This window comes from Chitinophaga sp. (assembly GCF_036566945.1).
GTDB lineage: Bacteria > Bacteroidota > Bacteroidia > Chitinophagales > Chitinophagaceae > Chitinophaga.
In genome coordinates, this window is the sequence record NZ_DATCVJ010000808.1 from 1 (window position 1) to 1,752 (window position 1,752).

Here is a 1,752-nt window from a genome sequence, read left to right on the forward strand (position 1 = left end):
CATCCGGAAATAAGCGCCATTCCCCAGCCAGAAAGAAGAAGGAGGTCCTTCGGTACCGTTCTTACCGCCAATTTTCGGATACGCCGCATCTGTATGTTCCGGAGTATAGTGATCTGCCCAGAAGCTCATCACCGCCTGCTCTCTCCACTGGTCGCGGTTAGGGAACATGACTTCTCTGTTAGCCACTCCCTGGAAAAGGAAGTTCATATCAAAGCCATGCCAGGAAACACCACCGGTAATACCGTAAATGATTTCCGGATGAATGCTTTTATTGGACAATACTACGTTATCATAGCTGTTTACAATACCATCCGGCTTACCATCTGGTCCGCTGATATCCTTGAAAAGAATATCACCTACTTCAAACTTTTGTCCCGGCGCATTATAGTCGGGCTGGTTCTCCAGGTCTTTCTCGCTTCTGGCAATGCCGTTGGCTACGTAGCCCGTTACGAAATCAATCGGGCGACCTATCCTTTTCTGATAGTCCATTGCCTGGGCTGGTTCCGCCATATTAATCACTTTATTGCGGGCAAAGCTGAAATTACCACCTGCATAATAAGTCACTGAGCCAATTTTATTATCATGCCGCAGCGATAACTCTATACCATGATTATCAACCACCGCATAGTTTTCATTCGGCAATGTGGCACCAAAAGTTCCCGGTACTGTCATGGTGCGTGTCCAGAGAATATCGTAGGTATGTTTGCGGAAATAATCTGCTTCTACACTAATTAAACCATTGAAGAAAGATGCATCCACACCAATATCGGTCGTTGCTGCTTTTTCCCAGGTGAGTAACGGGTTAGGATATACGCTGTTGGTCAGGCCCATGGTAGCACCATTAAATACAGCCCCTGGCGCCACTATATACTTATTCTGCCACTGATAGGCAGGTACATTCGGATCATCATAATAGTCGTTTCCGGTAACACCATAGGAAGCACGTAATTTGAGGTTATCTAATCCACGTATGGCATCTTTCATAAACGGCTCTTCTGAAATACGCCATCCTGCAGATACAGAGGGAAAGAAGCCCCATCGGCCTTCCGGCCCAAACTGCGTGGAAGCATCCGAACGGAAGTTGGCTTCAAACAGGTATTTATCGGCATACATATAATTCACACGTCCTACATAGGAAATACGCGCGGTTTGTGCGCCGCCGCCATCCACCGTTTGGTACTTATGATCCGGATTGGTAACAAATAATTGATCTATCTGTGTGGTCAGCGGATTTTCTCCTTTGGCAGAAAAATTATCGTTGAAGGTTTCTGATTGCTCATATAACAGTAACGCACCTACGGTATGTTTACCAAATGTGCGGTTGTATTTGAAACCTCCGTTCAGCAGGTACATCACCGGTTGGCTATAGGCTTCCGTGAGCGCATTATAAGGCAGCTGTGCAGCAGTGCTGGAGCCAATTACGCTGTCACCGATCAGGTGGCCATGACTACCAAATGTGTTGTGCTGATACAGCGTATAACTCTTGTACTGTGTTTTGGTAAAATTAAATTTCTTATTATAGTTATAGGAAAATGTGGCGCTGAGTCCTTCTATGAACATCTTGTAGTTCATCGTCAGTTGCCCGTTGAAGGTGTTATAATTTTTTCGGAGATAACCACCGTTTTTTATCACCTCTGCTGCGTGCCAATGATAAATACTTCCATCCGGCAAACCGTTGGCATCATAGGCGGGAGACATCGGCGGCTGATTCAGCAAGCCACGGTAAAAATCCTTCATCTCTGCATTATCCCC

1 protein-coding gene is annotated in these 1,752 nt (G+C 45.9%); it reads right to left on the reverse strand.

The genetic code is table 11. The features are described 5' to 3' along the window. Nucleotides 1-1,737, reverse strand: a 1,737-nt coding sequence (locus VIP81_RS24485) for a SusC/RagA family TonB-linked outer membrane protein (protein ID WP_331967528.1), incomplete at its 3' end; no start/stop codon positions are given. Nucleotides 1,738-1,752 lie beyond the last annotated feature (15 nt).